This window comes from Candidatus Thermoplasmatota archaeon (genome assembly GCA_034660695.1).
In the GTDB taxonomy this organism is placed as follows: domain Archaea; phylum Thermoplasmatota; class E2; order UBA202; family DSCA01; genus JAYEJS01.
This window is the reverse complement of sequence record JAYEJS010000112.1, coordinates 1-5,637: the sequence shown is the minus strand read 5'-3', so window position 1 is coordinate 5,637 and position 5,637 is coordinate 1. Positions and strand designations below refer to the sequence as shown.

General features: G+C 40.9%; 5 protein-coding genes. 3 read left to right on the top strand and 2 right to left on the bottom strand.

Annotation, left to right across the window (positions count from 1 at the left end):
* The 3 genes from U9O96_05625 to U9O96_05615 all read left to right on the top strand — a co-directional run.
* A partial coding sequence (locus U9O96_05625) for a C25 family cysteine peptidase (GenBank protein MEA2054579.1) occupies window positions 1–1,194 on the top strand: 1,194 nt, incomplete at its 5' end.
* A gap of 17 nt (window positions 1,195–1,211) precedes the next feature.
* Window positions 1,212–2,915, top strand: a complete 1,704-nt coding sequence (gene argS, locus U9O96_05620) for an arginine--tRNA ligase (GenBank protein MEA2054578.1) — start codon at window positions 1,212–1,214, stop codon at window positions 2,913–2,915.
* Between the two features lie 363 nt (window positions 2,916–3,278).
* Window positions 3,279–4,121: a ribose-phosphate diphosphokinase gene (locus tag U9O96_05615; GenBank protein ID MEA2054577.1), complete on the top strand. Its 843-nt coding sequence runs from the start codon at window positions 3,279–3,281 to the stop codon at window positions 4,119–4,121.
* 49 nt (window positions 4,122–4,170) lie between these two features.
* Here the strand turns inward: U9O96_05615 and U9O96_05610 are convergent, their stop codons facing one another.
* A complete protein-coding gene (locus U9O96_05610) occupies window positions 4,171–4,998 on the bottom strand; it encodes an ABC transporter permease subunit (protein ID MEA2054576.1) in 828 nt (275 codons plus the stop codon).
* A gap of 1 nt (window position 4,999) precedes the next feature.
* On the bottom strand, window positions 5,000–5,479 hold the full coding sequence (locus U9O96_05605; GenBank protein MEA2054575.1) for a DUF4162 domain-containing protein: 480 nt from the start codon (window positions 5,477–5,479) through the stop codon (window positions 5,000–5,002).
* Window positions 5,480–5,637 lie beyond the last annotated feature (158 nt).

The following is a 5,637-nucleotide window of genomic DNA, read 5'->3' as shown; positions in this document are numbered from 1 at the left end:
GACTTGCAGGATACAGAAAACGATACTTATTCATATTATCCATTTCAGGAAAACGCTGTCGGCAGGGTGACGGGCTGGGATGCTGAAGACTGCAGCGCTTTGATTGCAAGGACGATATTTTACAATGCCATTATACAAAAGCTGGGAGAATGGAAGAATACAGCAACTGTCCAGACCGGATGCGGCTTAGAATTCCAGAAAGTGCCCGTGTTGACTTCGCTTTTGAATATGGTCACTGGCGGGGACGAACCGACAAAATGGCCGACCGGCGAAAGTTTATTCGCAAATCTTCACATTACTGATGATCTGGAAAAGAGTGGCTTCACAGTCAAAAATACTTTCCTGCTTGAGTCGCAGAGGGTGGGATTCAGCAATTTGACTGATGTGGGAAGAAAATACATACTGTTTCCGCGTCTGCTGGAATCAATAAGCGGCGAAAAAGCGGTGAACGGGGGAGAAAACCAGCAGAATAGCAATATCATTTTTACTTTCGCCCACGGATTCTATTATTTGTATGAAGCAGGAGATATTCTCATGGATGCACGAGGCTTCCCGCCGTTTACGACAGCATCGAGATTCTACTACATGGGCAGCGGGCTTTCAAGCAAGGGAACTTATGACGTGCGCAGCATAGCAAATACGGAATACGGTCCATCGGTTATATTTGTGGAGAGTTGCATCGTCGGCAGGACTGACGGGTTTATGCCCCAAAATACGCTTTCCCAGGCATATATCCATGCAGGCGTAAATGCAATGGTGGCTGCGACCCGCGTCACCGCCGACCCGGGATACCTCGAGCCGGGTTTGATATTAAAGGGATTTGGGGCAAAGGGATTTGTTAACGCCACCCTCAATCTATTGCTCAAAGATGAATATCCAGACATGCATTTCGGGGCTGTCATTGCTGAGGACTTTATTCTGGACATGACTTACGGAGACAATACGACGGGTATGGCTCTGAGAAATGCGAAAAACATGTATTTGCCGAAGGATGCGAACAGCACATTCATGTGGACGCCGCCGCTTACGCTCACGACGGGGTGCAAAATAATCAATCAGATGATTTGGGAAGAATTAAATAAAAATAATGGAGAAGAGGGAAATTTCATGGATAAAAAATATCATTGCCTTCACGAATTTGTACTCTATGGCGACCCGGCATTCAACCCGTATCAGCCGTATAATGGAGATTAATAGCATTTAAGTAAACAATGAAAGCATATGATAACTTCAGACAAGAAATTTCTTCCCTTGTAAAAAGTGCGATAAATAGCCTGTACGGGAAACAAAAATTTGATGAAACACTTGAGATACCTCCGGAAGGATATGGCGATTTTTCGTTCCCCTGTTTTCAATTGGCACCCGGCATAAAAAAAAGCCCCGTGACCATAGCTGCCGAAATTGCAAAATATATCGAGGGTAAGAAGAGCGAATGGATCAAAAAGGTGGAGGAAAAAAATGGTTATGTGAACTTCTTCGTAAGTGAAAAAAAGCTGGCGGAAGCGACGCTGAGCAGAATTTCAGAAAAAGTGTATGAAGAGGGACCAAGGAAGAAGATAATACTGGAGCATACATCTGCGAATCCCAATGGACCATTGCACGTTGGCAGGGCAAGAAACCCAATAATCGGGGACACTCTCGCCAGGATATTCAGATTTGCAGGTCATGACACGGAGACCCAATTTTACGTGGACGACATGGGGAAACAGGTGGCAATACTATTCTGGGGCTTAAATAATCTCGACATAAAAATAGAAGAAAAAAAGGAAGACCATCGCCTTGTAACATTTTACCAGAAAGCATATGAAATGATGGAGAAAGACGAGAATGTGAGGGAACAGATAGGAGACATAATACAAAAATGCGAGAAAGGCGATGAAAAAACTCTCAAGCTGGTTAAAAATTCATATGAAAAAGTGCTGAAAGGAATTCTCGAAAGTTTGGAAAGAATAAACATAAAAATTGACAGTTTTGTAGAAGAATCAAGATTTGTTCTCGATGGAAGTGTCCAACATGTTATAAAAGAATTGAAAAAGACAGAATTTGCAAGGTGCGAAGATAACGCCATATATCTCGACCTTGAGCCTTTCGGGGTTCATGGAAGAAACAAAAAATTTTTCTTAACAAGAAAAGATGGTACATCCCTCTATGCCACAAAGGATATAGCCTATCACATATGGAAAGGAAAAAAGGCGGATGTGCTGATAAACATTCTCGGTGAAGACCATAAGCTGGAGGTGAAGCTGGTGGAGATAGCCCTCAAAATTCTTAATTCAAAAGTTCCAATCACCGTCTTTTATTCCTTTGTTTCCCTACCTGAAGGAAAGATGTCCACACGGCGCGGCCGGGTGGTTTATCTGGATGAGCTGATTGAAGAATCTGTCGAAAGAGCATATCAGGAAGTGAAGAAGAAAAGGGAACTGCCGGAAAAAAAAGCAAGGTTCATTGCCGAAAAAGTTGGGACAGGTGCGATAAGATACAACATTGTGAAAGTCAAGCCGGAGAAGGCCATTACATTCAGATGGGAAGAGGCATTAAATTTTGAGGGAGAATCCGCACCGTTTATCCAGTACGCTCACGCACGATGCTGTTCAGTCATTAAAAAAGCTGGAAAAGAAAATATTGACATACCGAAAATCGATTTTTCAAGTTACAAGCATGCCCAGGAAATACACCTATTGAAAGTGATTGCCTCGTTTCCAGAGGTGATTAAAAAATGCCAGGATGAACTCAATCCAGCGTTCCTTGCAGAATATGCATACAAACTTGCAGCCGCATTTAATACCTTTTACAGGGATTGTCGTGTTGTCGGTGATGAAAAAGAAAAAGAAAGATTGATGCTTGTACATGCAACGGAGCAGACATTAAAAAATGCGCTATGCCTGTTAGGAATAGAAGCACTGGAGGAAATGTAATTGAGAAATCTGCAAAGGAATTATAACATCCAGCAGGATTATCTTTCAGCATGCAAGACAGGGGGAAGGTACGGGCATCATAAATTGTAATATACGCGCTTTATCTGTTGCCGTGCCTCCGGCGTTTCCATAGCATGATCTCACAGTTATAATATAAGAATATTCGACGTTCCTATAAAATCGTAACACGGTGAATTCCGTTGCTGAACTGCAAGCTTTTCTGATAGATATAAATTTGGGATATGGGATGTTACAGAATTTTGCAAGGATGCGGTCAGGAAAATATTGCAATTCCTTATTGAACTGCCTGATTTAATTCAATGAATAATTAAAAATTTAAAAGGCGTTAACTGATTCCATCTTATGAAAAAAATTATAGCTGGTTCTTCTTCCCCCGCTCTGGCAAAAAATTTGTCTGATGAGCTGAATGTGCCAATTGCAAATGTAACCATAAAAAGATTTCCGGATGGGGAGTGCTACGTGCGTCTGCATGAAAACATTGATGAGGCTATAATTGTTCAAAATACGTATCCAGATGACAACATCATCGAGATGTTCCTGCTTCAGGATGCAGCAAGAAAAATGGGTGTGGAAAAAATAAGTTTGGTAATCCCTTACTACGGCTACGGGAGACAGGACAAAACATTTGATGATGGAGAGGCAATAAGTGCGGAAAAAATGGCACGGCTGCTCGAGCAGGATGCAGCCAGCGTCATTTTAATAAATCCTCACAAAGAACATATTATAAATTTTTTCAGCATAAAGACAAAAAATTGCGATGGCATGCCTGTGCTGGCGGAATACTTTGAGGGAAAGGTGGATGCTGTCATAGCCCCAGATAAGGGTGCGCTATCGATGGCACAAAAAGCTGCTGGAGTAATAGGATGTGATCATAACTATTTCGAGAAAACGAGGATAAGCGGTAGTGAGGTGAAGATGAAAATAAAAGATATGAACGTGAAAGACAAAAAACTTCTCATCCTTGACGATATTATTTCTACAGGAGGAACAATGGCAAAGGCGGTAGAAATGCTGAAGCAACAGGAAGCAAATGCGGTATATGCGGCATGTATCCACGGCTTATTCGTAAAAAATGCAGATGAAAGAATTTTACAAGCAGGATGTAAAGAAATAGTGGCAACGGATACAATTGAAAGTGCCCACAGCAAAGTAAGCGTGGCAAAGGAAGTGGCAAAATTGTTTTGAGTGAATTTTCAGGTGACATACAAGTAATGATATGGAGAGTGAAATCTATCTATGTCAGCTCTTTCCGTTTGAATAATGTAAGAGCAATAATGAAAATTACTATACAAAATACTGCCATCATGATGACTGCCTGAAAGATTGAGATTGGATAAATATTTCCTGTTGAAAAGCCCATGATTTTGTCAGACAAAATTTGTGTAGTTGCCGCCATGCAATTGCTCGGAGAAATCGCAAAGGCAATTTTGCCGTATAAGGGTGTTGAATCACTGCCATGCCCTGTGAGAAAACGAAAGAGATTGGCAATTGGGTATACCATATTTAAACCAAACCATCCCACTATAATGGAGGAAATAAGTGCTGTTGCAGTAGTACGTGTAATTGTGGAGAACAGCAGAGAAAAAGAAATGTAGCAAGCAGTGCCTAAAAGGATAACAGCGAGATACGCATATGCCCTTCCCATGCTTTCCAAACCAGGGTTGCCAAGAGCAGCAATGGCAATGAGATGACCTATGGTAGCAACAGGTATAAGTACAGTACAAATAATTATGGAAATGCCTAAAAATTTGCCAATGATTACTTCTTCCCTGTTGACAGATTTTGAAAGCAAGAGAAATATGGATTTTCTGCTCCACTCCCCTGCTATCAAATCATAAGAAAGGGTAATAGGAAGCAGGATGTAAAATATAGAAACGATGGAGTGGGCAGTTGATATAAGAGACCGAAAATCATCGGGGCTCTTATAGTATGACATGATACTAACTGCGAGAAGAAATCCGATTGCATACAACCCGCCTACTATAAGCAATCGTTTGGTCTTTAAATATTCGTAAAACTCTTTCCGAGCAATTGTTATGACGGACGCAAAAGAAATATTCATTTTAATCCCCTCCAGTTAGTTTAAGAAATATTTCTTCGAGGTTTGGCGTTGATTCTTCCATCTTTGTGATTCTCCCTCCAGCATTTATTATTGCAGCGTTAATATCTGCTGCCACTTGTTCGTCGCGGATGTAAACGACAATATTTTTTCCCTCTGCACTCACGTATTCAACGCCCTTTACCGCTTCGACTGTTTTAACGATTTCATCGGTAAGATTCAAGCAGGTAATTGTGAGTTGAATACCCTTTGCTTTTGTTTCATTTATCAGATTACTAATCTTGTCCTTTTTAATAAGTTTGCCTTTGTCTATGATTGCAACCGTATCGCATATTTGTTGTACTTCATGAAGCAGATGAGATGAAAGAATGAGTGTTATGTTTTTTTTAGTAAGCGATTGAACAATACCTCTCACTTCATGAGTTGTACGGGGATCAAGTCCTGATGTTGGTTCATCAAATATCAAAAAGTCGGGGTCATTTATGAGTGCTTGGGCTATGCCAAGTCGTTGCCTCAGGTGGTTACAGATTTGCCGATTTTTAATCTGTATTTTTCATTTTGAAATGAATTGATTTTGCAAAATGAATGCAGTTCAGTCACAAATTTTGGCTTCCCACAGCCAAAATTGGCTAAAAAATTTTC